The organism is Stenotrophomonas sp. 96582_Sma (assembly GCF_056480905.1).
In genome coordinates, this window is the sequence record NZ_CM151122.1 from 2,882,665 (window position 1) to 2,909,580 (window position 26,916).

The 26,916-nt window shown below is 67.7% G+C and carries 24 protein-coding genes; 17 read left to right on the forward strand and 7 right to left on the reverse strand.

The features are described 5' to 3' along the window. The first annotated feature begins 261 nt into the window (after positions 1-261). Positions 262-966, forward strand: coding sequence for an AraC family transcriptional regulator (locus ACZK2R_RS13320; RefSeq protein ID WP_125894585.1), 705 nt, complete (start codon positions 262-264; stop codon positions 964-966). Positions 967-975: 9 nt separating this feature from the next. Here the strand turns inward: ACZK2R_RS13320 and ACZK2R_RS13325 are convergent, their stop codons facing one another. After that, positions 976-1,866 (reverse strand): sterol desaturase family protein, encoded by an 891-nt coding sequence (locus ACZK2R_RS13325; RefSeq protein ID WP_180837772.1) that lies wholly within the window; start codon positions 1,864-1,866, stop codon positions 976-978. 131 nt (positions 1,867-1,997) lie between these two features. On the opposite strand from ACZK2R_RS13325, the gene ACZK2R_RS13330 reads away from it, so the two are divergent. From ACZK2R_RS13330 to ACZK2R_RS13360, 7 genes are all read left to right on the forward strand, one after another. After that, positions 1,998-2,948 carry a LysR family transcriptional regulator gene (locus ACZK2R_RS13330; protein WP_180837816.1) on the forward strand — a complete coding sequence of 317 codons (951 nt, stop codon included), beginning with the start codon at positions 1,998-2,000 and terminating at the stop codon, positions 2,946-2,948. A gap of 92 nt (positions 2,949-3,040) precedes the next feature. After that, positions 3,041-3,691, forward strand: coding sequence for a DsbA family oxidoreductase (locus ACZK2R_RS13335; RefSeq protein WP_121503545.1), 651 nt, complete (start codon positions 3,041-3,043; stop codon positions 3,689-3,691). A 35-nt stretch (positions 3,692-3,726) separates the two neighbouring features. After that, on the forward strand, positions 3,727-4,734 hold the full coding sequence (locus ACZK2R_RS13340; RefSeq protein WP_164162816.1) for a cyclase family protein: 1,008 nt from the start codon (positions 3,727-3,729) through the stop codon (positions 4,732-4,734). Between the two features lie 296 nt (positions 4,735-5,030). Beyond that, entirely contained in the window at positions 5,031-5,645 is a 615-nt protein-coding gene (imuA, locus tag ACZK2R_RS13345; RefSeq protein WP_125894579.1) for a translesion DNA synthesis-associated protein ImuA, read from the forward strand. 9 nt (positions 5,646-5,654) lie between these two features. Then, positions 5,655-7,064: a Y-family DNA polymerase gene (locus ACZK2R_RS13350; protein WP_125894577.1), complete on the forward strand. Its 1,410-nt coding sequence runs from the start codon at positions 5,655-5,657 to the stop codon at positions 7,062-7,064. A 6-nt stretch (positions 7,065-7,070) separates the two neighbouring features. Beyond that, complete coding sequence (locus ACZK2R_RS13355; protein WP_180837773.1) at positions 7,071-10,181, forward strand: error-prone DNA polymerase; 3,111 nt, start codon at positions 7,071-7,073, stop codon at positions 10,179-10,181. Between the two features lie 81 nt (positions 10,182-10,262). After that, positions 10,263-10,769 (forward strand): hypothetical protein, encoded by a 507-nt coding sequence (locus ACZK2R_RS13360; RefSeq protein ID WP_019336451.1) that lies wholly within the window; start codon positions 10,263-10,265, stop codon positions 10,767-10,769. A 121-nt stretch (positions 10,770-10,890) separates the two neighbouring features. Here the strand turns inward: ACZK2R_RS13360 and ptsJ are convergent, their stop codons facing one another. Continuing rightward, positions 10,891-12,177, reverse strand: a complete 1,287-nt coding sequence (gene ptsJ, locus ACZK2R_RS13365) for a MocR-like B6 salvage transcription factor PtsJ (RefSeq protein WP_153856097.1) — start codon at positions 12,175-12,177, stop codon at positions 10,891-10,893. A gap of 76 nt (positions 12,178-12,253) precedes the next feature. On the opposite strand from ptsJ, the gene ACZK2R_RS13370 reads away from it, so the two are divergent. The 9 genes from ACZK2R_RS13370 (at position 12,254) to ACZK2R_RS13410 (ending at position 20,140) form a co-directional block, all read left to right on the forward strand. After that, positions 12,254-13,027: a YggS family pyridoxal phosphate-dependent enzyme gene (locus ACZK2R_RS13370; RefSeq protein WP_180837774.1), complete on the forward strand. Its 774-nt coding sequence runs from the start codon at positions 12,254-12,256 to the stop codon at positions 13,025-13,027. Beyond that, complete coding sequence (locus tag ACZK2R_RS13375) at positions 13,024-13,725, forward strand: glutamine amidotransferase (RefSeq protein WP_180837775.1); 702 nt, start codon at positions 13,024-13,026, stop codon at positions 13,723-13,725. Before ACZK2R_RS13370 ends, ACZK2R_RS13375 begins: the two co-directional genes overlap by 4 nt. Next, positions 13,722-13,946, forward strand: coding sequence for a hypothetical protein (locus ACZK2R_RS13380; protein ID WP_125894569.1), 225 nt, complete (start codon positions 13,722-13,724; stop codon positions 13,944-13,946). The genes ACZK2R_RS13375 and ACZK2R_RS13380 overlap by 4 nt, the downstream gene beginning before the upstream one ends. Positions 13,947-14,044: 98 nt before the next feature. After that, a complete protein-coding gene (locus ACZK2R_RS13385) occupies positions 14,045-14,551 on the forward strand; it encodes a hypothetical protein (RefSeq protein WP_180837817.1) in 507 nt (168 codons plus the stop codon). 127 nt (positions 14,552-14,678) lie between these two features. Then, a complete protein-coding gene (locus ACZK2R_RS13390) occupies positions 14,679-15,188 on the forward strand; it encodes a sigma-70 family RNA polymerase sigma factor (RefSeq protein ID WP_121503551.1) in 510 nt (169 codons plus the stop codon). Then, complete coding sequence (locus ACZK2R_RS13395) at positions 15,185-16,111, forward strand: FecR family protein (protein ID WP_032129372.1); 927 nt, start codon at positions 15,185-15,187, stop codon at positions 16,109-16,111. The genes ACZK2R_RS13390 and ACZK2R_RS13395 overlap by 4 nt, the downstream gene beginning before the upstream one ends. Positions 16,112-16,175: 64 nt before the next feature. After that, a complete protein-coding gene (locus ACZK2R_RS13400; RefSeq protein ID WP_180837805.1) occupies positions 16,176-18,647 on the forward strand; it encodes a TonB-dependent receptor in 2,472 nt (823 codons plus the stop codon). Beyond that, on the forward strand, positions 18,634-19,434 hold the full coding sequence (locus tag ACZK2R_RS13405) for a ChaN family lipoprotein (protein WP_180837806.1): 801 nt from the start codon (positions 18,634-18,636) through the stop codon (positions 19,432-19,434). The genes ACZK2R_RS13400 and ACZK2R_RS13405 overlap by 14 nt, the downstream gene beginning before the upstream one ends. Then, positions 19,427-20,140 carry an energy transducer TonB family protein gene (locus ACZK2R_RS13410; RefSeq protein WP_180837807.1) on the forward strand — a complete coding sequence of 238 codons (714 nt, stop codon included), beginning with the start codon at positions 19,427-19,429 and terminating at the stop codon, positions 20,138-20,140. The genes ACZK2R_RS13405 and ACZK2R_RS13410 overlap by 8 nt, the downstream gene beginning before the upstream one ends. On the opposite strand, the gene ACZK2R_RS13415 is transcribed toward ACZK2R_RS13410, so the two are convergent. From ACZK2R_RS13415 to ACZK2R_RS13435, 5 genes are all read right to left on the reverse strand, one after another. After that, positions 20,137-20,571 (reverse strand): RidA family protein, encoded by a 435-nt coding sequence (locus ACZK2R_RS13415; RefSeq protein WP_134951330.1) that lies wholly within the window; start codon positions 20,569-20,571, stop codon positions 20,137-20,139. The two genes, ACZK2R_RS13410 and ACZK2R_RS13415, sit on opposite strands and share 4 nt — an antisense overlap. A gap of 180 nt (positions 20,572-20,751) precedes the next feature. Further along, a complete protein-coding gene (locus ACZK2R_RS13420; RefSeq protein ID WP_180837808.1) occupies positions 20,752-21,654 on the reverse strand; it encodes a cation diffusion facilitator family transporter in 903 nt (300 codons plus the stop codon). A gap of 28 nt (positions 21,655-21,682) precedes the next feature. Continuing rightward, positions 21,683-23,971, reverse strand: a complete 2,289-nt coding sequence (locus ACZK2R_RS13425; protein WP_180837809.1) for an Orn/Lys/Arg family decarboxylase — start codon at positions 23,969-23,971, stop codon at positions 21,683-21,685. A 20-nt stretch (positions 23,972-23,991) separates the two neighbouring features. Continuing rightward, on the reverse strand, positions 23,992-25,344 hold the full coding sequence (gene adiC / locus ACZK2R_RS13430; RefSeq protein ID WP_006461445.1) for an arginine/agmatine antiporter: 1,353 nt from the start codon (positions 25,342-25,344) through the stop codon (positions 23,992-23,994). Between the two features lie 76 nt (positions 25,345-25,420). Continuing rightward, positions 25,421-26,854: a DcaP family trimeric outer membrane transporter gene (locus ACZK2R_RS13435; RefSeq protein WP_180837810.1), complete on the reverse strand. Its 1,434-nt coding sequence runs from the start codon at positions 26,852-26,854 to the stop codon at positions 25,421-25,423. Positions 26,855-26,916: the final 62 nt, after the last annotated feature.

The following is a 26,916-nucleotide window of genomic DNA, read 5'->3' on the forward strand; positions in this document are numbered from 1 at the left end:
CCCGGCACCCGCAGAGGCAACGGCCAACGCTACAGCAGAATCAAATGCCGCATTCCGTGGGATGGCGGGGCACTGTGGGTCTGCGGGGACGGCGCAAGTACGTCCATGTAGCCTTGGTCGCCGCATCCATGCGGCTCACACCCCGCAAACCCACAGTGCCCCGCCTTCGACAGCTGGCTGGTGGCCAGTAGATCCACGCCATGCGTGGATGCTTTTCAAATCAACACGAGATATTCGATTCCGGTGGAGGTCCATCCACGCATGGCGTGGATCTACAATTCCTCCATGTCCTCTCCCGCCCTGCCCTGGAATGGCACGCTGCTGCTGGATGCTCACGTGGCCGTGCTGCAGGGCCACGCCGGTGGCAGCGATACGCACGCGCACTACGCCCATCAACTGTTGCTGAGCGAAGCCGCGCTCTGGCAGGTCGAGGTCGCTGGCGTACGGCAGCAGGGCCAACGGCTGTGGCTGCCGTCATTCCAGCCGCACGCAATCCTGTCGGCGCCGGAAGCGGGCTGTACGGTGTTCCTCGAGCCCGCACATGCCGATCCCGGGCAGATCGAGCAGCACCTGCACGCGCTGCCGGGCAACGCGCTGGAGCTGCACGACTGGCTGCCACGGCTGAGCCGCCCGCAACCACTGGACCGCCGCGTGCAGGCCGCGCTGTCCCGTATCGCCCAGCACCTGCCCGGGCCGGTGCCAGCCGCCGATATCGCCGAGGCGGCACATCTGTCGACCAGCCAGCTGCATCGACGCTTCCAGTCCGATCTGGCGGTGACCCTGCGCGGCTGGGTGCTGTGGCAACGGCTGCGCAGCGCACTGATGCATCATCTGCGCGGGCACAGCCTGACCGACAGCGCGCACGCGGCCGGATTCGCTGACCTGGCCCATCTGTCGCGCAGCCTGCGCCGCATGTTCGGCATCGGTGCCGCGCAGCTGCAGGGCCTGCAGCTGCACGCGGCCTGACACGCCCCATCATCCGCGCCTGCGCAGACCTTCCGGCAACTCCGGTACCTCGCCATGCGGCAGTTCGCGGAACGGCGCCAGCAGCTGTCCGGGATAATCGCGCGGATAGTCCGGCTGGCTGCCGATGCCGAGGTCGCGTTGCTGCAGCCGATAGCCGGGCGCATCGAAGGCGGTCCCCAGCAGGTGATCCCAGACAGTCAGGAACAGGCCGAAGTTGACGTCGCCGGCGGTGCCGTAACGCATGTGGTGGAAGCGGTGCAGCGGCGCCCAGGCCATCACCCGGCCCAGCACGCCGGGACGCATGTCCACGTTGGAATGCTGCAGCAGCAGCTGGATGGCAATGGCGAACGCCAACACCGCGGCTACCGGCATCGGCAGGCCCAACAGCAGCAGCGGCAGCACGCCGCCCACCGCTTCGGCCGCCTGGTGCAGCGGGTGTTTCATCAGACCGTTGAAGCCATACATGCGGGTCACGCTGTGATGCACCGCATGCAGCCGCCACAGCCAGCCGATGCGATGGCTGGCGTAGTGCACCAGGGTTATGCCGAGATCGGCGCAGATGACGGCCAGCAGCACCTGCAGCGCGAATGGCCACTGCAGCGGCCAGGCCTGCCACGGAATGATGGCTGCCAGCAGTGGCACCGCCGCGATCGACAGCAGGTTCAGGCTCTCGTTGACCAGCGCATGCAGGGTGTCACGCAGGCTGTCGCCGTGATCGTGGTTGAACGCAGGGTCATAGGGCCACACGCGTTCGGCGGCGAACGAAATCGCGATGGCGACCGCCAGCAAGGCCAGCAGCCATAGTGGGTCGCCGTGGAGGTGGCCGATCCAGGCGACGGCGGCGGCAACGAAACCCAGCAGGAACAACGGGGCATACAGGCGGAGCATCCAGTGCTTCATGGGCAATCCGGAAAGTAAGGGGCCTGCATGCTGGCGCCGCGTATGGGCCGCCGGCTTGAACAAACGGCGCAACCCGGCGCGCTCCCCGGTGGATGACCATCATGGACGCACCACGTTTCCCACATCCACGCATGGCGCGGCTCTACAATGGCGCCCTCATCGCGCCCGGGGCCGGCATGGATTCCTTCAACCTGATGCGTGCCTTCCGCCGCATCGTCGAACGCGGCGGACTGGCCCGCGCTGCCGAAGACCTGGGCATGTCGCCGGCCGGGCTGAGCAAGCAGTTGCGCACGCTGGAAGCGCATCTGGGCGTGGTACTGCTGCAGCGGACCACGCGGCGCATGAGCCTGACCGAGACCGGCCACGCCTATTACCGTGAATGCTGCCGCCTGCTCGACGAGCTGGACGCATTGGAACGTGGCATCGCCGAACAGCGCGGCGACGTAGCCGGACGCCTGCGCGTCAATGCGCCGCAGTCGTTCGCGCTGAGCACGCTGTCGCCGCTGCTGCCGCGCTTCCTGCAGCAGCATCCACAGCTGTCGCTGGACCTGGTGATGGAAGATCGCCTGCTCGATGCAGTCGGTGAGGGTTTCGATGTGTCGCTGCGGCTGCGTGCCGAGCTGGATGATTCACGCCTGGTGGCACGCCGGCTGGCGTCGCTGCAGCAGGTGCTGTGCGCGGCCCCGTCCTACCTGCGACAGCATCCGGCACCGCAGGCGGTGAACGATCTGCAGGCGCACAGCGTGCTGGCCTACAGCCTGTCCGACTCACCGGGCAGCTGGCCGTTGCTCGGCCCTGATGGCCAGGTGACGATCACCCTGCCAGCGCGCGTCACCGTCAACAACAGCCTGCTGCTGCGCGACCTGCTGGTGGCCGGCATGGGCATCGGCGCCCTGCCCTCGTTCCTGGCGGCACCCGCACTGGCCCGTGGCGAACTGCAGCAGGTGCTGCCCGACCACCGCTATCCGCCGCGCTTCGTGCATGCGGTCTACCCCACCTCGCGCCACCTGCAGCCCAAGGTGCGTGCCTTCATCGATTTCCTGCACGCCGAGCTGCCCGGCTGCGCCGGCCTGGATTCGTAACCGCCAGCGAAAACTGAGCTGCCCGCAGCGTGCTGTTTCGGCCACGCCGCGCTGCCTACTCTGCCGCCTCCCCTCTCACCGATGGCAGGCAGATGTCTTCCGTTCCTTCCCCCGCCACCGCCGCGCCGGTGGTCGATTTCTTCCACGACGTGGTCTGCGGCTGGTGCTTCGTGCTGGCCCCTCGCCTGCAGCAGGTCTCGGCCGAACTCGGCATCCAGGTGCGCCACCGCAGCTTCGTGCTGCAGGACTCGCGCGCGCAGATGGTCGAGGTGTTCGGCTCGATGGAGCGCGCCAAGGCGATCATCCTGCGCCACTGGACCGACTGCGCCGCGCATGAAGACACCGCGCGCATCGATATCGAAGGCATGCGCGCACAGGACTTCGAGTATCCGTCCGGCTGGCTCGGCGCACTGGCCTGCCAGGCCGCCGGCATGCTCGGTGGCAACGACGCCCATGGCGCGATGTTCGATGCCGTGCAGTGGGCGCACCTGCACCAGCACCGCAACATCGGCGACGCCGAAGTACTGCTGGATATCGCCGAAGCACTGGGCCACCCGCGTGGCGCCTTCGCTGACCACATGCGCAGCGACGCAGTGCGCCAGCGCGTGCAGGCCGACCGTGCCGAAGCCGCGACCCTCGGCATCCGCTCCATTCCCACCGTGATCGGCGGCAACGGCCTGCGCCTGCAGACCCTGCCGCTGCCGCAACTGCGCCAGGCCCTGGCGCACCTGGTCGCGGCCTGAGCCGCACCGTCCCCCACCCTGCAAGGAGATTCCCCATGACCCCACGTACCCTGGCCACCGCGCTGGCCCTGCTGCTGGCCGGCACCGCCGCTTCCACCACCGTGTCCGCGCACGAACGCGTTCCCTCCGGCCAGCAGGTCGGCACCAGCCCCTGGGGGCCGAAGGACGAGATCGGCCGTCTCAACCTGATCACCGAGGCCTCGCGTGCGGCGATCCTGTCGCGGGTGAGCGGCGGCAAGGCCTATGATCTGGCCACCGAATACTACGTTGGCATGCCCAGCTGGCAGGATGCCGGCGACCCGCACTACCAGTTCTGGATGACCCACACCCCGCGCGGCACGGTGATGGATGATCCGATGGGCGTGGGTGAAACCATGAACCTCACCCGCAGCTACACCGGCACCGCGTTCTCGATGTACAGCCACACCGGCACCCACATCGATGCGCTGAACCACTTCGGCATCCACGGAAAGATCTGGAACGGCTTCGAGGCCGACAAGCACCTCGGCGACCGTGGCTGGAACGTCACCGGCATCGAGAAATTCCCGCCGCTGATCGCGCGTGGCGTGCTGATCGACGTGGCCGGCGCCAAGGGCGTAGACATGCTGCCTGACAGCTACCGCGTCACCCGCCAGGACCTGAAGGATGCGCTGGCACGCCAGCGGGTGAAACTGCAGCAGGGCGACATCGTGCTGATCCGCACCGGCCGCATGCGCCTGTTCGAACAGCCGAAGGCCTACATGGCCAACCCGCCGGGCATGGGCCTGGACGCGGCGCGCTTCCTGGTGGAGGACAGCGGCGCGATGATCGTCGGCGCCGACAACCTCAGCTTCGAGACCTTCCCCTCGGAGGTGTCCGACGACTACGTGCCGCTGCACACCTACCTGCTGGCCCAGCAGGGCGCGCCGATCATCGAGCTGGTGGCGCTGGACGAACTGGCCCGCGACAAGGTCTATGAGTTCGCCTTCATCGGTGGCCCGCTGAAGATCCGCGGCGGTGATGCCGCGCCGCTGCGCCCGGTGGCGCTGCCGGTGCGCCCGTAACCGGGAGTGCCCGTGCCTGTAGGTGCCGACCCTGGTCGGCACCGTTTTCCCATCCACGCATGGCGTGGATCTACTGGAGAGAACCCTGGTAGATCCACGCCATGCGTGGATGCTTTAGCCCTTCAGCAACCTGAAACCCGACCTTCCGATTTCATTAGTAATTCTACTCACAAGGCGAGTAGCATGTCCGGTCTCAGCCCCTGATACCGGCCCGTCGATACTCGCGCCATGCCTGCCGTTTCCGCCCGTTCCTGCCGCTTCAAGCCAACCCGGCGCCTCCCTTGGAGGATCGGCTGATGGGTGCTGTCGTCGCCCTCGACCGGCTGCTGGACGGGCGCCAGCTGTGGCGCGGCCCAGCCCGCCAGGGGCCGGCCAGCGACCACTTGGCCAGTGGCCATCCGGCGCTGGACGCACGCCTGCCCGGCGGTGGCTGGCCGGCCAGCGGGCTGTGCGAGGTGCTGCAGGCCGCGCCCGGCGTCGGCGAGCTGGCGCTGGTCTGGCCGGCGCTGGCGAAGCTGAGCCAGCGCGACCGCCCGATCGTGCTGGTCGCCCCGCCCTACCGCCCGCATGCCCCGGCCTGGGCGGCGGCCGGGCTGGACCTGGCCCAGCTGCAGATCATCCACGCCGCACCGAAACAGGCGCTGTGGGCCGCCGAACAGTGCCTGCGCTCTGCGGCCTGCGCGGCGGTGCTGTGTTGGCCACACCAGGCCGACGACCGCTCACTGCGCCGGCTGCAGGTGGCTGCCGACAGCGGCCAGTGCCTGGGCTTCGTGTTCCGCGAGGCGCAGGCAGCGCGCAACCCCTCCCCGGCCAGCCTGCGCCTGCAGCTCAACCACGGCCAGGTGCGGGTGCTGAAGTGCCGTGGCGGCCTGCCACCGGCGCAGCCGTTGCCACTGGCCATCGCCCACTGAGGCCGCGTCATGCATTGGGCCTGCCTGTTGTTGCCGCAGCTGGCACTGGACAGCGTGCTGCGCCTGCAGCCGGACCCGCAGCGGCCACTGGTGCTGCTGCAGGGGCCGGCGCAGCGTCGCGTGCTGCGCGCGGTCAGCCCGTCGGCACGCGCAGCGGGACTGCGCCCGGGCATGCTGCTGTCGGCCGCACAGGTGCTGGTGCAGGACATGTACCTGCACGACTACGACCCGAACGCCGAACAGCACACCCGGCAGCTGCTGGCCAGTTGGGCCTACGCCTACAGCTCGCAGGTCAGCCTCGATTTTCCGCACGCGCTGGTCATGGAGATCGGCGCCAGTCGCGCCCTGTTCGGTGACTGGCTGACGATCGAAAAGCGCCTGCGCGGCGAACTGCATGAGCTTGGTTTCCGCCACCGCCTGGTGGCCGCGCCCACCGCGCATGCCGCGCGCGTGCTGGCCAACGTCCACGACGGCCTCAGCATCGATGCGCAGCAGCTGCCAGCGGCACTGGCGCAGCTGCCGTTGCCGCGTTGCGGCCTGCCCAGCGAAGCGGTGACCGTGCTCGGTCGTTCCGGTCTGCGCACGCTGGGTGCGGTGCTCGAACTGCCGCGCGACAGCCTGGCCCGGCGCTTCGCCCCCGAGGTGCTGCAGCAGCTGGACGCATTGCGTGGCCTGCCCACCGCGCCACTGCGCTACTACCAGCCACCGGATCGTTTCGATGCGCGCATCGAATTCGAATACGAGATCGAATCCAGCCAGGCCCTGCTGTTCCCGCTGCGCCGCCTGCTGCTGGACCTGGCGGCCTTCCTGTGCTCGCGCGATGGCGGCGTACAGCGCTTCGACCTGCACTTCGAGCATGACCTGCTGCCGGCCAGCGTGCTGACCATCGGCCTGCTGGCACCCGAGCGCGATCCCGCGCTGCTGTTCGAGATCGCGCGCAACCGCATGGAAGCGTTCGCCCTGCCCGCTGGCAGCCGCGCACTGCGCCTGCAGGCCGAACAGCTGCCACCGTTCGTGCCCGCCGCGCGTGACCTGTTCGATACCCGGCCGGCACAGGCGATGCCCTGGAACCAGCTGCGCGAGCGCCTGCGGGCGCGGCTGGGCGATGACGCCGTGCAGCCGCTGGCGGTGCAGGCCGACCATCGCCCCGAACGCGCCAGTGGCACCCAGCCGCCGGCCAAGTCTCCGTCGTACTGGCCGCTGCGCCCTGGCTGGCTGCTGGACACCCCACAACCGCTGCGTGATCCGCGCCTGCGCATCGTCACCGGGCCGGAGCGGATCGAATCGGGCTGGTGGGACCAGGCCGATGCGCGCCGCGATTACTACGTGGTGGAAACCGCGCATGGCCAGCGCGGCTGGGCTTTCCGTGACCGCAATGATCCGCATGCGCCGTGGATGCTGCACGGCTGGTTCGGCTGAGCCGCCATGCACAGCGAACTGCCCGGCTACGCCGAACTGCACTGCCTGTCGGCCTTCAGTTTCCAGCGTGGCGCCTCGATCGCCGAAGAACTGTTCGCGCGCGCTGCCGGCCAGGGCTACCGCGCGTTGGCGATCACCGACGAATGCTCGCTGGCCGGCATCGTGCGTGCCTGGCAGGCGGCGAAGACGCATGGCGTGGCGCTGATCGTCGGCGCCGAATTCCAGATCGAGGACGGGCCGAAGCTGGCCCTGCTGTGCACCGACCAGGCCGCCTATGCTGGTCTCTGCCAGTTGATCACCACCTGCCGGCGGCGCGCGGCCAAGGGCGAATACCGCTGCCTGCGCGAGGACCTGCTCGGCCTGCCCGACGGCCTGCTGTGCCTGTGGCTGGACCGGCAACCGGCCGCCATCGATCTGGAACTGTTGCGCACCGGCTTCGATGATCGCCTGTGGCTGGCGGTGGAGCTGCACCATGAGCATGACGACGCGCGTCGCCTGCAGCAGCTGCAGGCCTTCGGCGAACGCCACCACCTGCCGCTGGTGGCCAGTGGTGATGTGCACATGCACGTGCGCCGCCGCCGCGCCCTGCAGGACACACTGACCGCCATCCGCCACCGCTGCAGCGTGGCCGAGGCCGGCTGGCGCCTGTTTCCCAACGGCGAGCGCCACCTGCGCCCGCGTACTGCGCTGGCCCAGCTATATCCGCCCGAACTGCTGGCCGAGACCCTGCGCATCGCCGAGCGCTGCCACTTCACCCTGGAGCAGCTGCAGTACACCTATCCGCGCGAGCTGGTGCCCGAGGGCCACGACCCGGACAGCTGGCTGCGCGTGCTGGTGGAGCGCGGCATCCCGTGGCGCTGGAAAGGCGGCATCGAACCGGCACAACGCAAACAGATCGAGCACGAACTGGCATTGATCCGGGAAAAGAACTACGCCTCGTACTTCCTCACCGTGCAGGACATCGTGCGCTTCGCGCGCAGCCAGGACATCCTCTGCCAGGGTCGTGGCTCGGCGGCCAACTCCGCGGTGTGCTTCGTACTGGGCGTGACCGAGATCGACCCGGCACGCAGCAACCTGCTGTTCGAGCGCTTCATCTCCGCCGAGCGCGACGAACCACCGGATATCGACATCGACTTCGAACACGAGCGCCGCGAGGAAGTGCTGCAGTACGTGTTCAAGCGCTATGGCCGCGAGCGCGCGGCGTTGACCGCGGTGGCGATCAGCTACCGTGGCCGCAGCGCGATCCGCGACGTGGCCCGTGCGCTTGGCCTGCCGATGGACCAGGTCAACGAACTGGGCGCGGCGATGGACCACTGGGGCGGCCATGTGCCGCTGCCGGAGACCCTGCGCGAGCGCGGCTTCGATCCGGAAACCCCGCTGATGCGGCGACTGCTGGCGCTGACCACCGAACTGATCGACTTCCCGCGCCACCTGTCGCAGCACCCGGGTGGTTTCGTGATCTCCGAGCATCCGCTGTCAACCCTGGTCCCGGTGGAGAACGCGGCGATGGCCGACCGTACCGTCATCCAGTGGGACAAGGACGATCTGGATGCCACCGGCCTGATGAAGGTCGACTGCCTGGCGCTGGGCATGCTCACCGCCATCCGCAAGTGCCTGGCGATGCTGCAGCAGCATGGCCTGCACAGCGGGCGCATGGATGCGATTCCCGATGAAGACGGCCCGACCTACGACATGATCTGCGCCGCCGACACCATCGGCGTGTTCCAGATCGAGTCGCGCGCGCAGATGGCGATGCTGCCGCGCCTGCAGCCACGCGAGTTCTATGACCTGGTGATCGAGGTGGCGATCGTGCGCCCCGGCCCGATCCAGGGTGACATGGTCCATCCTTACCTTGAGCGGCGGCGGATCCTGCGTGAACAGGGACCGGACGCGTTGAACGACCCGGACAACCCGCTCTACCCGCCACAGCTGAAGCGCGTGTTCGCGCGCACCCTCGGCGTGCCGCTGTTCCAGGAACAGGTGATGCAGCTGGCGGTGGATGCGGCCGGCTACACCCCGGGCGAGGCCGATGCCCTGCGCCGCTCGATGGCCGCATGGAAACGCCGTGGCGGCCTGGAACCGCATCGCGAGAAGCTGCTGGCCGGCATGCTCAAGAACAGCTTCAGCCGCGAATACGGCGAGCACCTGTTCGAGCAGATCAAGGGATTCGGCGATTACGGTTTCCCGGAAAGCCACGCCGCCAGTTTCGCCCTGCTGACCTATGCCAGCTGCTGGCTGAAGTGCCATCACCCGGCCGCGTTCACCGCCAGCCTGATCAACAGCCAGCCGCTGGGCTTCTACAGCCCCGACCAGCTGCTGCAGGACGCGCGCCGGCATGGCATCCGCGTGCTGCCGGTGGACGTGCGCCACAGCGACTGGGACTGCACGCTGGATTTCAGCAAGGGGCCGGCGGCGATCCGGCTCGGCCTGCGCCTGGTCGATGGCTGCAACGAACCCGCCGTGCAGGCCATCATGCGCGAACGTGCGCGGCGCCCGTTCGACGATGTGGGTGACCTGTGCCAGCGCACCGCCCTGGACCGCCGCCAGCAGGGCCTGCTGGCCGATGCCGGGGCACTGCGTGGGCTCAGCGGCCATCGCCATCGTGCACGCTGGGATATCTCCGGCGTGGAGAACCGGCTGCCGCTGTTCGACCAGGCCCGCGCCACCGCCGAAGTCCGCGTGGCGCTGCCCCTGCCCAGCGCCTGGGAAGACATGCAGGCCGATTACCGCAGCACCGGCACCACGCTGGGCCGCCACCCGATCTCGTTCCTGCGTGCGCAACTGCGCAGCCGCGGTTGCCTGGATACCGCACAGCTGGCAGACCGCGGCCATGGCCGACGCGTACGCATCGCCGGCCTGGTACGCATGCGCCAGCGCCCGCAGACCGCCAGCGGCGTCACCTTCCTCACGCTCGAGGACGAGACCGGCATGGTCAACGCCGTGGTCTGGCGGCACCTGGCCGACCGCCAGCACCGCGTACTGGTCGACACCCAGCTGATGCAGATCGACGGCCGCCTGGAACGCGTTGATGGCGTGCAGCATGTCATCGTGCAGCGCATGCACTGCCTGGATGAACTGCTGCAGGGACTGCGTAGCCACAGCCGCGATTTCCATTGACGATACACAACGTCACACAACGAACTGGCCATTGCCGGTCCGCATCCGCTATCGTCGGCACATCCAAGGAAGGACGACGCCATGCCCCGCGCACTGCTGCTGACCACGCTGGTGGTCTCGACCCTCGCCCTGCTTGTTTCCGGCTGGACCGCCTGGAGCCTGCATCGCAGCCAATCACCACAGCGCATCATCGAAGCACGCGGGCTGGTCATCCACGATGCAAGCGGCCAGCCGCGGGTGATCCTCGGTGCACCGGTTCCCGATCCGCTCAGCCAGGGCCGTACCCAGGGGCCGCGCGCCACCGCCTTGTCCGGCCTGATCCTGCTCGGCCCCGACGGCTCCGAACGCGGCGGCTACGGCACCAGCGACCGCGGCGGCGAAGCCCTGCTCACCCTGGACGATGCCACCGGCACCACCGAAGTGTTCAAGGTCGTCGCCAACCCCGACCGCGGTGCCAGCCTGATGGTCAAGCACCAGAACAACACCGGCGCCATGCTCACCTCCTGGCAGGGCAAGCCGGAGCTGATGTTCGTCGATGACAGCGGCCAGTCCTACTACGTGCGCCCCGGCGCCAACGCCGCGCCCTGATCTGCTTGTGTAACGTCGAGCCATGCTCGACTGCCGGTCATGTAGAGTCGAGCCATGCTCGACTGCACTTCGCTCCAACGCCGCGATGCCTGATCGAAAAGCAGTCGAGCATGGCTCGACTCTACAAACCACACACCGCCGCCAGATCATCGGCCAGCTGCCGCAGCTGCGCCGATCCCAGCGCCGCACACGTAATGCGCAGCCCATGTCCCGGCGCTGCCACCGCGAACACTTCGCCTGCACGTACATGCCATCCGCGCGAAGCCAGTGCCAGCACCTGCGGATGGCTGTCGGTTGGCAACGGCAGCCACAGGTTCAATCCTTCCATCGGTTGCGGTGTCGGCACGCCCCGCGCACGCAGCAGTTCCTGCAGCGACTGCAGGCGCTGCTGGTAACGCTCACCTGCCGAGGCGATCTTCGCCCGCTGCGTCGCCGACGCCAGCACCGAAGTCGCCGCATCCTGCAGCAGATGGCTGACCCAGCCGGTGCCGGACGCCAACCGCAACCGCAACCGCGATGCGGTCTCCTCATCGCAGGCCAGCCAGGCCAGCCGCAGGTCCGGACCCAGTGGCTTGGACAACGAACGCAGCACGGCCCAGCGACGACCATCCAGCGGCAGCACCGAGTGATAGGCCTGCTGCGAAAGCAGCGCGTAGTGATCGTCGATCAGCACCGCCACCTGCGGGTAGGCCGCCAACAGCTGCCGCAACGCCCGCGCCCGCTTCGCATCCAGGCTGGCCCCGGTCGGGTTGTGCGCGCGCGGGGTCAGCAGCACCGCGCGTGCGCCAGCCTCCAGTGCCGCACGCAGCGAATCGACCTGCATGCCATGCGCGTCCACCGCCACCGGCAACGGCGCATGGCCCACCGCATTGAGCACGTTGAGGCTGCCGAGGAAGCACGGATCCTCCACCGCGATGCGATCCCCCGGCAACAGCCACGCCGCCAGCAGGCGTTCGATGCCGTCGACCGCGCCATGGGTCAGCTCCAGCGCATAGCCCTCCGGACAGTCCGCATCCAGCGAGGCGCGTGCCAGCGCCTGCAACCTCGGGTCGACCGTGCCTACGCCGTACAAACGCGGCGCTGCCGGCGCCAGGCGCAGGTTCGGCAGCAGGCGCGGGTCCGGGTTGCCACCGGCGAGGTCCTGCAGGGCCAGCCCTGGCGTGCTGCCCTCGCGCGCCAGCGTCGGCGGCAATCCGCGCACCACCGTGCCACGACGGCCCGCCGTGCTGGCCAAGCCCGCCGCATCCAATCGCTTGTAGGCCGCAGCCACGGTGTTGCGGTTCACCCCCAGCTGCTCGGCCAGTTCACGCACCGGCGGCAGCACGCTGCCGGCCGGCAAGCGGCCCTTGCCGATGCCGTCGCGGATGCTGTCGAAGATCGACTCGGCGCTATGCCCGGTGATTTTCATTTTGTCCTATGCCAAAATATATCTTGTCCTGTGCCAGTGTATCCCACCCTGGCCACCCTGCATTGGAGGTGCCCGCATGCCCCTTGCCGCTGCCGACTGGCCCGTCGCCCAGTCCGTTGAACAGATCGCCGCCAACCTGGTCACGGTGCGCCAACGCATCGCCGATGCCTGCGCACGTGTCGGCCGTGACCCGGCCAGCGTGCGCCTGCTGCCGGTCAGCAAGACCGTCGATGACGCCCGCATCCGCATGGCGGTGGCCGCAGGCTGTCACGAACTGGGCGAGAACAAGGTGCAGGAGGCGCAGCGCAAGGCCGAAACAATGGCCGACCTGGGCGTGCACTGGTCGGTGATCGGCCATCTGCAGACCAACAAGGCGCGCTACGTGGCACGCTTCGCCAGCGAGTTCCAGGCGCTGGACAGCCTGCGCGTGGCCGAGGCCCTGCAGCAGCGCCTGCAACTGGAAGACCGCACGCTGGATGTGTTCGTGCAGGTCAACACCTCGGCCGAACCGAGCAAGTACGGACTGGAACCCGACGCAGTCGAGGCCTTCGTGCAGCAGCTGCCGGCCTTCAATCGCCTGCGTGTGCGCGGCCTGATGACCCTGGCCATCTTCACCCCCGACGTCGAGCGCGTGCGCGCCTGCTTCGTGCGCCTGCGCGAACTGCGCGACCAGCTGCAACGCACCGCCCCGCCCGGCCTTGACCTGTCGCAGCTGTCGATGGGCATGTCCGGTGATTTCGAAGTGGCCATCGAGGAAGGTGCCACCGTGGTCCGCGTCGGCCAGGCCATCTTCGGCGCCCGCGCCACCCCGGACAGCTTCTACTGGCCGAACAGCGGAGCCCCGGCATGAAGCACGCAGTCGTTCTGCAACACGTCGCCTTCGAAGACCTCGGCACCCTGCAGCCTTTGCTGTTGGCACAAGGCTGGCAGCTGCAGGTGCTGCAGGCCGGCGTCGATGCGCTCGATCCGGCCGAAGTGGCCGACCTGCTGGTGGTGCTGGGCGGCCCCATCAGTGCCAATGACACAGAGACCTATCCCTTCGTCACCGACAGCATCGCCCTGCTGCAGCGCCGGCTGCAGCAGCAGCGGCCAACCCTGGGCATCTGCCTGGGTGCACAGCTGATGGCGCGTGCACTCGGTGCCAGTGTCGCTCCCAGCGGCGGCAAGGAAATCGGCTTTGCGCCACTGCTGCTGACCGATGAAGGCCAGCGTTCACCGCTGCAGGCCCTGCAGGGCATTCCGGTACTGCATTGGCATGGTGAGGCGTTCGAGCTTCCGGCCGGTGCACGCCGCCTGGCCAGCACGCCGGCCTGCCGTCACCAGGCCTTCGCCATCGGCCATCACGCGCTGGCCCTGCAATGCCATCCGGAACTGGACGCGCGCCAGTTCGAGCGTTGGCTGATTGGTCACACGCTGGAGCTGGCCCAGGCCGGCATCGATCCGAATGATCTGCGCGCGCAGGCGGGTCGCTATGGCGCACCACTGGCCGCGGCCGCCACCGCGATGTTCGACCATTGGCTGCAGGACCTGCCGGAGACACCGCGATGAACTATCGATTGCAGATCCACCGCGATGGCGCCTATTGGGGCCACTTCGACTGCAGCGGCCCTGATGCCCTGCAGCGCATGGACGCCATCGCCGCACAACTGCCTGCGGATCAGGGCTTCCAGTTGAAACGGCAGAAAGGTGTTGGCGAAGAGCGCATCCTGTCCAGCAATGCCGACGGCCTGCGCGTACTGGCTTCGCAGATCCAGTACCGCGATCTCTGATGATCGTCACGGTAGTGCCGGCCGCTGGCCGGCATTCGAATCTACCGGCCAGCGGCCGGCACTACCCCGGCTGTTCGGCCGCGTGCGAAGCTTCACCGATGCTGACCCTGCAACGCGGCAACCACCACGGACTGCTCATCGCCCCGCGCTGGCCCTCCACCCGCATCCAACTGGAAGAAGAGGTACTGCAACGCCTGCTCGACGCGCAGGCAATGCTGCCTGTGGGGCTGCGGCTACTGCTTACCCGTGGCTTCGAACCCAGCCACAGCCGTCTCGGTGGCTTCCGCCGCCTGGTGCGTCGGCTCGGCATCACCCTCTTCCGTGCCTGTTATCCGCAGCGCCAGGATGAAGTCGACGCCATCTTCGGCGCCAACGGCCACGACATCGATGGCCGTCATGTCGATGTCTCACTGGCACTGCACGGCAAGCGGCTGCGGCTGCTGCCCCTGGGCGTGTTCACCCCGCCGCGCTGGCAGCACCGCCGCATCGCCCGGTATGCCGAGCCAGTCGCACGAGCGAAGCGCAGCCTGCAGCACTGCGGATTCGTGCTGCATCACAATCCCACCGAAGCGCTGCAGATCCACTGCGATTACCCCCCACGATGACCCCCGCGGCTGGCTGCGCATCGTCCGCCGCTCGCCTCGTTGATGCAAATGATTCTCTTTTGCTGTAAGGTGCGGCCGCTGCCCTTGCCGCCGCGGGCTGTTCCCTTTCCCAGTTGTCGCCCGCCCCGTGTCCACGCCTGTCGAACCGACGGATGTCGCGCAGCTGTGCGCGGCCCATTACCGGCCGCTGCACGCCCATGTCCGCCGCAAACTTCCGCAACGCAGCGACGCCGATGACGTCGTCCAGGAAACCTGGCTGCGTGTCCTCAAGGTCGCCGCCAGTGGCCTGCTGAGCAATGGCCGCGCGTACCTGTACCGTGTTGCCCACAACCTGATTGCCGACCATTACCGGCAACGCCAGCGCCGTCGCGAAGAAGCGCTGGATGACACGCAGTTGCATGCCATCGCCGATCCTGCGCCGCTGCCCGAGCAGCGACTGCTCGACGCCGAACAGCTGCGCCACCTCGACGCGATCATCGCCGCGCTGCCACCGCGCTCGCGCCAGGTGTTCCTGCTGGCGCGGGTTGAACAGTTGGCGCTGGCCGAGATCGGGCGCCAGCTCGGCATCAGCCGGCAGACCGCGCACGGCCATCTGCTGCGCGCACTGGTCGCCCTGCAGCAGGTGCCGGGCGCATGAGCCTGGACGCGATCGCGCGCGAAGCTGCACGCTGGTGGCTGGACGGGCACGACGGTGGCCGCGACGAGAACGCGTTCGAGCAGTGGTACCAGGCCGACCCTCGCCATGCTGCGCAGTACCAGCATCTGCAACACCTGTGGCAGGCCGGTGCGACGCTGCCCAGCCTGCAGCGGCAACAGCAGCGCAGGCAACGCCGTCGCCTGCGCGAAGCCGGCATTGCGGTTCTGTTGCTGTGCGCGCTGGGTCTCTACAGCCGCCATGTGTCGCCGCCCGTAGCGCAGGTCCTGCGAACGGCCGCTGGCGAGATCCGCGAGGAGACCCTTCGGGATGGCTCGCATGTCCTGCTGTCACCCGGCAGCGAAGTGAAGGTGCGCATCGATGGGCAGCGCCGCCAGCTCCAGCTGCAGCGCGGCCAAGCCTGGTTCCAGGTCGCCGCCGATGCCGACCGGCCCTTCCAGGTGCATACCCCACAGGGCACCGTCACTGCACTGGGGACCGCATTCGATCTTGCCGTGCAGGGCAACAGCAGCGTGGTCACCGTTACCGAGCATCGCGTGCGCGTGGACAGCGGCAACGTCAGCATGCTGGCTGACCACGGCGAACAGCTGCGCTTCGATGGGCAGGCAACAGCCCATGCAACAACGACCGCCCCCGGAGCATTGGCCTGGCGCGAGCGGCGCCTGCATTGGGTCTCGGCCCCACTGGCCGACGTCACGCAGGGCCTGGACCGCTGGCATGGCGGGCACACGTGGGTCGTCGGCGAGCAGCTGCGCCAGCAGCCGGTCACCCTGCTTGGCAGTGCCGACGGTGCGGCCGGCAATCGCGACCAATTGGCCACTCAGTTGCAGGTGCGCGTGCTGCGCCTCGGCGCGGGCATACAGGTGTGGCTGCCGCCACGCAGGGAACAGCGTGATGGACCCTGACATCCGGTCTACGGCTGCGTCTACCCAGGATGACGACGCTCTGCGTCAGCCCCTGGAGCCCCCGATGCTGTGCCCCCGCCCCCTTGTCCTCGCCCTGTCGCTGGCCTGTACCAGTGCCCTTCCGCTGCTGCCCGGCAGTGCCCACGCACAGACCGCCACCCGTACCTACAATCTGCCCGCACAACCGCTGGCGGCCGCGCTGGACGCCTACAGCCGGCTGACCGGCGTCGATCTGGTGATCGGCGCAGCGCTGCCCGCGGGCCATTCGGCGCCTGCGCTGCGCGGTGACTTCGACGATGCGCAGGCCCTGTCGCGCCTGTTGGCAGGCAGCGGCCTGCGCCCGCGCTTCGTCGATGCGCGTCGTGCCGCCCTGGAGCCGGCACCGGCTGAACGCGCCGATGGCAGCCGTCGCACTGGCCCGCTGCGTGTGCAGGGTACTTCCGCACACGGTCAGGCACCGGGTGCCGGCGCCAGTCAATATGTACCGGCCACCCGCGATGGCTTTGCGCCCTCGGTGGGCAGCGAGCGCGTGGCGATGGCCGAACGCCAGGAAGGCAACAGCCTGCTGCGCTCGATGCCCGGCACCCACAGCTTCCATTCGCGCAGCCAGCCGGGCCTGCAGGTCAACATCCGCGGCATGACCGGTGCCGGCCGGGTCAACACCATGATCGACGGTGTCACCCAGACCTTCCGCAACAATGCCGGGCACGGCTCGGGCGGCCCGTTCGCCTATGTCGATCCCTTCCTGCTGGCCGGTGTGGACGTGCAGCGCGGTGCGGTCGCCGGTGGTGATGGCGCCGGCACGCTGGCCGGCAGTGCCAACTTCCGCACGCTGGACATCGACGATCTGCTCGGCGAGGGGCGCGACTGGGGCCTGCGTGCGGGCTACCGCCACGGCAACAACGGCTACGGCAGTGGCCGTACCTTCGCCGGTGCCTGGCGCCACAGCGAAGAGGGTGGCGACCGCCAGTTCGGCCTGCTGGCCGCCGCCAGCAGCAGCCGCAGCAGCGAGTACTCGACCGCACGCGGGCAGAAGAACAACGCCGACCCGGGCAGCCAGCAGCCCAGCAGCTGGCTGTTGAAGGCGCGCCTGCAGCCCAGCGACCAGCATCGGCTGGACCTGAGCCACATGCGTTACGAAAACGACTTCTACCACAACTATCCGTGGCAGATTTCCGCGCGCAACCAGCGCGCCAGTTACCACTACACACCCTATTCGCCGTGGATCGACCTGCGTGCGACCTTCGCCAGCAACAAGACCCGGCTGTTCTACCCGCCGGTGGAGGACTCCAGCTACATCGGCCGCCGCACCCACAGCAGCCTTAGCAGCTGGACCGTGGACAACACCAGCCGCTTCGACATCGGTGCACTGCAGGCGCGCTGGAACACCGGCATCAAGCACCAATCGGACATCTATGTGGCCGATACGCCCATCCTGCGCGGTGCCAACCCGCAGGGTCGCAGCCAGCTGGACAGTGTGTTCAGCACGCTGGAGCTGCAGTACGACATCTATGCCCTGACCGCAGGACTGCGCCAGGACCGCTTCGGCATCCGTGGTCACATCCCGGTGTGCTCGGATGTGCCCGGCCAGTGCGCGGAGATCAATGGCGGCGACATCGACGTGCGTCGCACAGAGCGCGCACTCAGCCCGAGCCTGGCGGTTTCACTGCAGGCCACCGACTGGCTGCAGCTGTTCGCCGAGGTCTCGCGCACGTCGCGGCCGCCGCGCGTGCAGGAAATGTTCTTCGAGAAGATCCCGCTGGAGGACGCCAGCGTCGCCGACGGCATCGGCGCCAATCCGTTCCTGCGCCGCGAGCGCTCGCGCAACCTGCAGTTCGGCGCCAACCTCAGCACCGACTCGCTGCTGGTCGACGGTGACCTGGCACAACTGCGGGTCACCCGCTTCGACAACCGCATCCGCGACTACATCAAGCCGCAGTACCTGCTGATCGTGCATCCGCCGGAAGTGGAACCGTTCGTGGTGCCGATCGACAGCGATCCGCAGCTCAATGCCTGGACCGATGTGCTGGACGCCGACGACTTCAGCGCCACCACGCGCTGGATGAACCACCCCGGCGTGGTGCGCATGCGCGGCATCGAACTGGAAGCCCATTACGCCAGCGAGCACTACCACGCCACGCTGAGCTGGACCCGCTCGCGCACCAGCGCGCCGGCCATCGAGTTCGTCAACCTGGAAGACATCACTGCCCTGCCCGACCGCTACTGGACGCTGGACGTGGGCGGCCGCTGGTGGCAGCAGCGCGTGCAGGCCGGCCTGCGCGCCGAGTACTCCGGTCCGACCGAGGAAGGCTACGACTTCTTCCAGACCCGCAAGACCGGCGGCACCGGCGTGCTGCTGGACTTCTACGCCAGCTTCAAGCCGCAGGCCAACACCACGCTGTGGCTGAACATCGAAAACCTGCAGAACAAGGCCTATGACAACAATGCCTCGATCGACAGCATCTTCAGTCCGATCCTGGACCGCGGCAACGGCCGTGGCCGTACCGTCTCGATGGGCGTCAATGTGGCGTTCTAGCCGTCGCTGGCTGCCGCTGTGCCTGCTCGCGCTCGCGTCAATGGCCAGCGCGCAGCCGATGCCCGGCAAGGTGCTGGACCTCGCCAGCGGCCAGACCCTGGACGAAGCTGCGTTCGTGAAGCGCGCAGCGAACGCTCCGCGACTGCTGCTGGGCGAACGCCACGACCTGGCCGGTGACCACGCTGCCCAGCGCTGGCTGCTGCACGCGCTGCAGCAGCAGCGTCCACAAGGCGCGCTGGTGCTGGAGATGATTGCCAGCGAACGCCAGCCGCGCCTGCAGCGGGTGCAGCGCTGGCTGGCCAAGGGCAACCATGCCGACGGTGCACGCCTGCAGGAGCTGCTGGGCTGGGATACACGATGGCCGTGGACCGCCTACGGCGGGCTGGTGCAGGACGCCACCGCTGCCGGCATCCCCTTGTTCGGCGGCAATCTCGCGCGCGTCGAGGTCAACGCCCACCTGGCGTCCGCTGATGCAGTGCGGTTCCCGGTGCCCGCCGCCCGCCAACGCCTGTCGGATGTGGTTCTGGCCCAGCACGCAGACGCGGCACCGATGCTGGAAGGGATGCTGGCCGTGCAACAGGCCCGCGACACGCGCATGGCACAGGTGCTGACCGCAGCACCCACACCCGCGCTGCTGGTAGCCGGTCGCTGGCATGTGCTGCGCGGCACCGGGGTGCCGGGCTACCTGCCACCGGATACGCCTGCGCTGGTGATCGCATTGGCCTCGCCGGGTGAAACCGTCGGTGCTGCTGATGCCGATCTGCTGTGGGTGCTGGACGATGAGTGAGCGCGGCCAACACTGGCAGGCGATCGTGATCACCGTCGTCCTGCACCTGCTGCCCCTGCTGCTGTTGGTGCACTGGGTTGCAATGCCGCCGATGCTGCCACCGCCGGAGCAGGACGTGCGCATCAGCCTGCGCCTGCTGGCACCGGCCACGCCGCCACAGCCCGTAGAGGAGCGCCAGGCCGATACCCCCACCCAGGCGCAGCAGGCGCGTGCATCGCAACCGACAAAGTCGCCCCCGCCACCGAAGCCCACCGCCGCGCGCGAGGGCGAGTTGGCCGCCAGCGAAACGGGCGGGACGGGTCGAAAGCCGCTGCCGGTCGCCCCGCCTGCGGCCGCGACCGATGCAAGTCCCGCACCGGCATCGATCACGGCCGCGCCGCCCGCTCCAGACGCGCCACCGGCGGACTTCCAGGCCGGCGCCGCCAGCGACCAGTGGGAAGCCCGCCTGATGGCGCGGCTGGAGCGTTACCGCTATTACCCTGCCGCCGCGCGCTCGCGCCGGCAGCAGGGCACTGCCTGGGTCAGGGCCAGCATCGACCGCGAAGGTCGCCTGCTGGCGCTGCGGCTGGAGCAGTCCAGTGGCCAGCCGATGCTCGATGACGCTGCGCTGCAGACCTTCCGTCGCGCGCAGCCGCTGCCGCCCATTCCCAAGGAACTGAAGGCACCGCAGGAACTGGTGGTGCCGGTGGAGTACTACCTGCGCTAGGCGGCGTAGGCCTCCGCCTCGATCTCGAACAGCATGCCGTCCAACGCCAGTCGCGGCACCGGGATCAGCGTGCAGGTGGGCGCCGCGCGGTTCGGCCAGCGCCGTCGCACCTGGTGGGCAATGATGCCCAGCCGGTCCTCATCGTGGTCGACCACCAGGATGCGCAGCCGCGCCACATCGGCCAGACTTGCCTGCGCCGATCGCAGCGCGGTCTGCAGGTTGTCCAGCGCCTGCCCGACCTGTTCTTCGAAGCTGGGCGAGAGGCGGCCCTGGGCATCTTCGCCGCCCTGCCCTGCGACATGGATCACCCGTGCCGGCAGGCGCACCACCGCCACGTGTGAGTAGCCGTTGGCCGAAGGATCGTAGAGACCCGGTGGATTGAACAGTTCCAGCAGGCCATGGCTGAGGTCCGGTGTGGTCAGCAGGTTCATGCCGCGCGCCTCGTGGGGGATGCCGGCAGTCTGTGACCTCAACTCCGGTTGAGGTCAAATGGGTCCTGTGCAACAGAGTAGTCCGCCATGCGCAACGATCGCGCGTTCCCGTGGACTCGAGCCTGCTCGACTTCCACCGACCAGAAGCAGTCGAGCAAGCTCGACTCTACAGAAGCGTGGTCACGTCCACGCTGGGTCTGCGGTGAAATCAATGGTCAACCAGAACGTGCTGCCCCGCGCATACAGCCGCACCGCAATCTCGTCACGCATCGCATCGACCTCGCCCACTGAACCCAGCGGCGTGGCCGGGTCGGCCAGCACGTGGATCTCGATGAAGCGCATCCGCCCCATCTTCGCCACATGGCTGGTGAAACCGGCATAGCCACGCTCGGCGACGAACGCCTGCATCACCCGCTGCACGCGCCGGTCCAGATCATCCGGTGCCACCTGCAGCACTTCGCGCATGGCCTTCCAGGCACTCCGCGCCGGCACCGGCAACACCGCCAGGCTGATCAACGCCAGCACGATCGAATCCAGGTACGGCACCCAGTGGTGCCACTCACCACCGTGCAGGACCAGCGCCAACACGAAGGCCAGCACCACCGCCAGGCTCATCAACCCACCCAGCAGCCAGCCCCGTACATCCAGCCACAACAGCGCGGAGCGCAGATGCCGCGCCCGCTGCGCGACGAACGCCGCCATCGCCAGGTTGCTGGCACTCAGCAATGCCGCCCACCACAGCGCGGGCCCGAACTTCACTTCGTGCCCGCCCGTGGTCAAACCGATCACGGCGTTGGCCAGCGCATACACGCAGGCCAGCGACAGGATCACACCGCCCAGCGCCTCGACCATCGGCTCCAGGTGCCAGTAGCCGTACTGGAAGCGCGGGCTCTGCTCCCGCGCCACCAGCCGCAGCACCGACAACGACACCAGGGTCAGGGCGACATCGACCAGGCTGTACACGCCGTCGAACAGGATGGCCTGCGATCCCACCAGCAGGCCACCGATGAAGCCGACCGCGCTCACCGCCAGGGTGACCCCGATCGAGAACGTCAGGATGCGTTGCTCGCGCGCGGTATCCATCGTTCGCCGAACGGCCGACCGTTGCCGGTCAGGCCTTCAGCACCTCCACCTTGTACGAAACCGCATCACCCTCCTGCTCGATGATGAGCCCGTGCACGTCCGACTCGAAGCCCGGGAAACGCGCATTCTGCTCGCGGGCGATGCGCAGCGACTGGATGATCGGCTCGTCGCTGTCACCGAAACGCTCACCCGGCATGATGGTCGGGATGCCCGGCGGGTACGGCACCAGCATGGTCGCCGCAATGCGGCCACTGATCTGCTCGATGTCGACCCGTTCGATCTCGCCCTTCACCAGGTGGTTGTAGGCATCGGCCGGGGTCATCACCGGCGTCGGCAGATCCACGTACATCTCGCGCATCACCTTGGCCACGGCGAATTCCTGGTTGAACGCATGCAGCGCGTCGCACAGGTCACGTAGGCCCCAGCCGGCGTAGGCATTCGGATAGTCGGCGGCCAGCGTCGGCAGTGCCTGGCTCAGCGGCGCATTGCGATCGTAGAGCTCCTTGAACGCCATCAGCTCGGTGACCAGGGTGCTCCACTTGCCCTTGGTGATGCCCATCGAGAACAGGAACAGCACCGAGTACAGGTTGGTCTTCTCCACGGTGATGCCGCGGCCCCACAGGAACTTGCTCAGCACCGCCGCCGGGATGCCCAGCTTGCCCGTGCTGCCGTCCATCGCCAGGCCCGGCGTCAGCAGGGTCACCTTGATCGGATCGATCAGCACATAGTCATCGACCAGGTTCTCGAAACCGTGCCAGTGCGCATCCGGCTGCAGGTACCACTCCTCGCGCTTGGCCACCAGCGGCGCCGGTGTATCGCCCTTGTCCAGGCTGCGCTCGACCTGGGTCGGCTGCCACACGCTGAACCACCAGTCGTCGCGACCGAGGTCGTCGCGCACGTGCAGCATCGCGCGGCGGAAGGCGATGGCCTCGTCGTGCATTTCCTGTACAAGCGAGCGGCCCGCGTCGCCTTCCATCATCTTCGAGGCCACGTCACAGGCCGCGATCACCCCGTAGTGCGGGCTGGTCGAGGTGTGCATCATGAACGACTCGTTGAAGCGCTCGGCATCCAGGTTGCGCTGCGCCGAATTGCGCACGTGGATCATCGACGCCTGCGAGAACGCCGCCAGCAGCTTGTGGGTCGAATGCGTGGTGAAGATGATCGCATCCTGCTCACGCGGCTTGCCCTTGGCCATGCCATAGTGGTTCTCGTAGAACGGGTGGAACGCGGCGTAGGCGTACCAGGCTTCGTCGAAATGCAGGAAGTCGACCGCGCTGCCGATCTCGTCGGCGATCTTCTCGGCGTTGTAGCACAGGCCGTCGTAGGTCGAGTTGGTGACCACCGCGATGCGCGGCTTGGAGCCAGCCTTGTAGGCCTGGCTGGCCAGCGGGTTGGCAGCGATGCGCTGCTGCAGCGACTCCGGCGTGAACTGATCCAGGCTGATCGGACCGATGATGCCGTGCGCGTTGCGGCTGGGGGTGAAGTACACCGGCACTGCACCGGTCATGATCAGCGCGTGCAGCAGCGACTTGTGGCAGTTGCGATCGACGAACACTACGTCACCGCGCGCCACCGTGCCATGCCAGACGATCTTGTTGGCGGTGGAGGTGCCGTTGGTGACAAAGAACGTATGGTCGGCACCGAAGTTGCGTGCCGCCTCGTTCTCGGCGTCCCTGATCGGGCCGGTGTGATCGAGCAGCGAACCCAGCTCCGGCACCGAGATCGACAGATCGCTGCGCAGGGTGTTCTCGCCGTAGAACTGATGGAATGCACGGCCGACCGGCGACTTGGTGAACGCCACGCCGCCGGCATGGCCCGGGGTGTGCCAGGAGTAGTTCGACTCGGCTGCATGGTGGATCAACGCCTTGAAGAACGGCGGCAGCAGGTTCTTCATGTAGTCTTCGGCCGCGCGCATCACCTGCCGCGAGATGAAGCTCTTGGTATCTTCGAACAGGAAGATGAAACCGTGGATGTACTTGAGCAGCTTGCTCGGCACCTTCTCGATGGTGCGGCGCTCGCCGTACAGGAACACCGGCAGATTGGCGCGGCGTGCGCTCTGCTCGCGCAGGAAGGCGGTCAGGCGCTGGAACTCACCATCCACCTCTTCACTGCCGTCGATCGAGATCAGCACCGCCGAGGCCGCCACGTAGGTTCGGGCACCGGCGCGGGCATCATCCAGGTTCAGGCCGCACAGCACGCGCTGGTCGTTGCTGCGCAGCTCCTCCACCAGGGCGCGGATCAGGATGCCGCCGATGCGCGGCGACTCGTAGTCGTTGTCGATGACAATGACCGGATAGTCCAGGGACTTGAAGTACACGTTGATTCTCCTTGTCTAACTCAGGAACGCTGGGCGCCGGCGCTGATCGCCGAGGCCTCGCGGGCGCGCTGCCGCTGCTGGCGGCGCTCCTCGCTGAAGAAGGGATAGAACACGGTGATGAACAGCACGAACAGGAAGGCGTACTGCACGATGGTTCCCGACGAGCCGTAGATCGCCCACAGGCAGTACACGACGGTCAGGCTGGTCAGGGTCCAGAACGCTCCGGTGTGGACCAGGGTGTGCGAACGCTCGACCACGAAGTAGCAGGCCACGCACGAGTAGATGTAGGGCAGCAGGGTCAGCACCACCGCCGCCGAGGTGATCACGTCGAACTGGGCCGACGCGGTTTCCGAGGTGGAGGTGACCAGCACCGCCAGCGTCATCAGCACCGCCACGATCAGCACGCCCTTGACCGGCACGTCATCCTTGTTGGTCTTGCTGAAGATGCTCGGGAACAGGCCGTCATCGGAGGCTGCCTTGGCGCTCTGTGCGGTCAGCAGGATCCAGCCGCCCAGCGAACCGGCAGCGCCGATGAAGGCACACAGGCTCACCAGCGCGCCACCCCAGCCACCGACGGCCTTGGCGGCAGCCAGTGCAAACGGTGCATCAGAAGTCTGCAGCTCGCCATTGGGCACCATGCCCATGATCACCGACGAACTGGCGATGTAGGCGATGGCAGCCAGGAACACGCCCGCCAGGGTGGCGCGGGCCACGTTCTTTTCCGGATTCTCCACCACGCCGGCAGTCACCGAAGCGGATTCGACGCCGATGAAGGCCCACAGGGTCAGTGCCGCGGCACTGGAGATCGCGCCGAAGTTGGATTCACCGGACACGTTGTAGGCGCCCTTGAAGATGTCGGCATCGAAGAAGAACCAGCCGAAGATGGCGATACCCAGGATCGGCACCAGCGCGAAGCTGGTGGTGACCGTCTGCACGCGGCTGACGAAGGCCGGGCCGATCATGTTGGCGAAGCTCAGCGCCCACACCAGCACAAGCACCGCGATGCAGCGCACCAGCGGCTCGGACAGGATCGGGAAGAAGTAGCTGAAGTAGCCCACCGCCGCGATAGGAATGGCGACGTTGCCGATCCAGTTGGCGAACCAGTAGATGGTATTGGTCTGGAAGCCCATGTAGGGCCCGAACCAGTCACGCGCATAGGCATAGGGACCGCCGGCCTTCGGTGCCAGCTTGCCCAGCTTGGCGAATACGAAGGCCAGCAGCAGCGCACCGGCGGTGGTGATCAGCCAGCCCCAGATCGAGGCGGTGCCGATCTTGGCCAGACTGGACGGCAACAGGAACACGCCTGAGCCCATCATGTTGCCGGCGACGAGGAAGGTGGCTCCGACCACCCCGATTTTCTTTGCTTCTGCCATGACAATCTCCTGTACTGGCATGAGCCCGGTACAACCGGGCGTGGGGACGGTTACGCTGGCGTACGACCGCTGGCGCCTATTTGATGAAGTTGTATTGCAGACTGCCCTGCACCCGGACCGTGTCGCCGCGCGCGCCGCTCTGCTGTTCCAGGCGGCCGTACAGCAGCTCCATGCCCATCGTCCACGACGGTGCCGGGCTCCAGATCAGGTTGAACACGCCGTAGCGGCTCTGACGGAATGCGTCGGCTGCCAATGCAGCATTCCGCTCCAGGGTCAGCTGGCCGAAGATCAGGTTCGAACGCCACAGCTCGGACCAGTAATGGGTGTAGCCGACGAAACCGCCGTGCAGGTCCAGCGCGTCTAGACGGCCATCGGCACTGACCACCGCGTCCAGTCCGGAGCCGGTCAGGTCGGCGGTGTAACGGCTGAGGCCGCGCCCGCCGAGGGCACCGAACAGCAGCAGGTCGCGCTCGCCTACCGAGGCCGAACCGCTGAGTTGCAGGCCACCGGCCATACGCCGGTCGCGCTCGCCATCGCCGTCATAGGCCAGGCTGCGTGCCACCGCGCCCAGCTGCAGGTGGCCCCAGTCGCGCTCCATGCGCGCGGTCACCGTCACGTCGGGCAGGCGGTTCACTGCGGCTCGCTCATCGCTGGCGCCAGCAAGTTCGGTCTTCGGATCTTCGGCGGCGACGGTCAGGGTGTTGCCCTTGCCCATCGCGAAACTGTGGTGGATGCCTGCCACCAGCAGGTAGCCGGCACCGCCGGGACCTTCGAAATCCAATGTGTCGGGCAGGCTGTCCGGATCCATGAAGCTGGAGTAGCCGTAACCGGCATAGGTATTGCCGAGCTGGCCATAGGCATGGCGCAGCCGGAATTCGTAGCCGTCACTACTGCCGAAGAAGTCGTTCTCCAGGTAGAAGCGCAGGTTGCCGTGCGTGGTCGGACGCCGCGCCTCGAAACTGAAGCGGGTCTGCTTGGCATGGATGTTGAAGTTCGAGACATCACGATGACTGCCACCGACCGGCATCGACGAGGGAATGAACTGATCCTCATCCCCCGCTGCACGCGAATCGGCGATGGCATCCAGCTTGGCGTAGCCGCCGATACGGATCACCGTGTCAGTACCCGGAATGGCGAAGAAGCCCTTCAGATCCGGATCGGTCGGGCCGGCCGCACTGTCCGGTCGCGACGCGGCGGTGGACGGATCGGCCACCGATTCGCGCTGCGGCAGCACCGGCTGTGCCACGCCCGGTACCTGGGTGGGGTGCAGCAGGTTGGCAGTGCTGGCAGGCGCGACCACGGCGGCGGGTGCCTGTGCTGTAGCAGGCGCAACGGTTGCGTCGCGCTGCTCAAGGCGGTCCAAACGCTGCTGCATGCCCTCCAGCGCCTGCCGCATGGCCGCAATCTCACGACGCAGCGCCTGCGCGTCCTCCTTGTCATCCACCTGTGCATACGCCGGCGTGATCGCCAGTGCTGTCACACAGGCCAGGCTCAGTACCGCCACGCGCATTGCATCCTCCCTGGACGACCCCTGTTCGCAGCACGCAGACAGGACGCACGCATGCGCCACTC

Excerpts from the sequence above, each read along its gene's own strand:
- ACZK2R_RS13320 (WP_125894585.1), top strand. The coding sequence starts at position 262 with ATGGCGTGGATCTACAATTCCTCCATGTCCTCTCCCGCCCTGCCCTGG.
- ACZK2R_RS13325 (WP_180837772.1), bottom strand. The coding sequence starts at position 1,866 with ATGAAGCACTGGATGCTCCGCCTGTATGCCCCGTTGTTCCTGCTGGGT.
- ACZK2R_RS13330 (WP_180837816.1), top strand. The coding sequence starts at position 1,998 with ATGGCGCGGCTCTACAATGGCGCCCTCATCGCGCCCGGGGCCGGCATG.
- ACZK2R_RS13335 (WP_121503545.1), top strand. The coding sequence starts at position 3,041 with ATGTCTTCCGTTCCTTCCCCCGCCACCGCCGCGCCGGTGGTCGATTTC.
- ACZK2R_RS13340 (WP_164162816.1), top strand. The coding sequence starts at position 3,727 with ATGACCCCACGTACCCTGGCCACCGCGCTGGCCCTGCTGCTGGCCGGC.
- imuA (WP_125894579.1), top strand. The coding sequence starts at position 5,031 with ATGGGTGCTGTCGTCGCCCTCGACCGGCTGCTGGACGGGCGCCAGCTG.
- ACZK2R_RS13350 (WP_125894577.1), top strand. The coding sequence starts at position 5,655 with ATGCATTGGGCCTGCCTGTTGTTGCCGCAGCTGGCACTGGACAGCGTG.
- ACZK2R_RS13355 (WP_180837773.1), top strand. The coding sequence starts at position 7,071 with ATGCACAGCGAACTGCCCGGCTACGCCGAACTGCACTGCCTGTCGGCC.
- ACZK2R_RS13360 (WP_019336451.1), top strand. The coding sequence starts at position 10,263 with ATGCCCCGCGCACTGCTGCTGACCACGCTGGTGGTCTCGACCCTCGCC.
- ptsJ (WP_153856097.1), bottom strand. The coding sequence starts at position 12,177 with ATGAAAATCACCGGGCATAGCGCCGAGTCGATCTTCGACAGCATCCGC.
- ACZK2R_RS13370 (WP_180837774.1), top strand. The coding sequence starts at position 12,254 with ATGCCCCTTGCCGCTGCCGACTGGCCCGTCGCCCAGTCCGTTGAACAG.
- ACZK2R_RS13375 (WP_180837775.1), top strand. The coding sequence starts at position 13,024 with ATGAAGCACGCAGTCGTTCTGCAACACGTCGCCTTCGAAGACCTCGGC.
- ACZK2R_RS13380 (WP_125894569.1), top strand. The coding sequence starts at position 13,722 with ATGAACTATCGATTGCAGATCCACCGCGATGGCGCCTATTGGGGCCAC.
- ACZK2R_RS13385 (WP_180837817.1), top strand. The coding sequence starts at position 14,045 with ATGCTGACCCTGCAACGCGGCAACCACCACGGACTGCTCATCGCCCCG.
- ACZK2R_RS13395 (WP_032129372.1), top strand. The coding sequence starts at position 15,185 with ATGAGCCTGGACGCGATCGCGCGCGAAGCTGCACGCTGGTGGCTGGAC.
- ACZK2R_RS13400 (WP_180837805.1), top strand. The coding sequence starts at position 16,176 with ATGCTGTGCCCCCGCCCCCTTGTCCTCGCCCTGTCGCTGGCCTGTACC.
- ACZK2R_RS13405 (WP_180837806.1), top strand. The coding sequence starts at position 18,634 with ATGTGGCGTTCTAGCCGTCGCTGGCTGCCGCTGTGCCTGCTCGCGCTC.
- ACZK2R_RS13410 (WP_180837807.1), top strand. The coding sequence starts at position 19,427 with ATGAGTGAGCGCGGCCAACACTGGCAGGCGATCGTGATCACCGTCGTC.
- ACZK2R_RS13415 (WP_134951330.1), bottom strand. The coding sequence starts at position 20,571 with ATGAACCTGCTGACCACACCGGACCTCAGCCATGGCCTGCTGGAACTG.
- ACZK2R_RS13420 (WP_180837808.1), bottom strand. The coding sequence starts at position 21,654 with ATGGATACCGCGCGCGAGCAACGCATCCTGACGTTCTCGATCGGGGTC.
- adiC (WP_006461445.1), bottom strand. The coding sequence starts at position 25,344 with ATGGCAGAAGCAAAGAAAATCGGGGTGGTCGGAGCCACCTTCCTCGTC.
- ACZK2R_RS13435 (WP_180837810.1), bottom strand. The coding sequence starts at position 26,854 with ATGCGCGTGGCGGTACTGAGCCTGGCCTGTGTGACAGCACTGGCGATC.